At 68.0% G+C, this 259-nt stretch carries 1 protein-coding gene; it reads left to right on the top strand.

What is annotated here, in order from left to right; all coding sequences use genetic code 11:
* Positions 1-64: 64 nt before the first annotated feature.
* On the top strand, positions 65-259 hold a 195-nt coding region (locus AC1RPV_RS07995; protein ID WP_481764235.1), incomplete at its 3' end, for an RNase adapter RapZ.

Raw genomic sequence — 259 nt, 5'->3', positions numbered from 1 at the left:
AACCGTCTAGGGCCGCCGGGTCAGTCGGTAGGCTGGTCGCACGCGGTTCAGAGAAGGAGAGCACGTGGCGACCGACATCGACACGAACGCCGAACAGCAGGAAGTGCTGATCGTGACCGGGATGTCGGGCGCGGGCCGGTCGACGGTCGCGAACGCCCTCGAAGACCTCGACTGGTACGTCGTCGACAACCTGCCGCCGCAGATGCTGCGGCCGCTGATCGAGCTGGCGAACCGGGCGGAGTCCGGGCTGCCGCGGATT

The sequence above is a fragment of the Dellaglioa sp. CoH-55-MRSF-9 genome (assembly GCF_056782155.1).
Note: the sequence above shows the minus strand (reverse complement) of the source record. Positions and strands in the feature narration are given on the sequence as shown.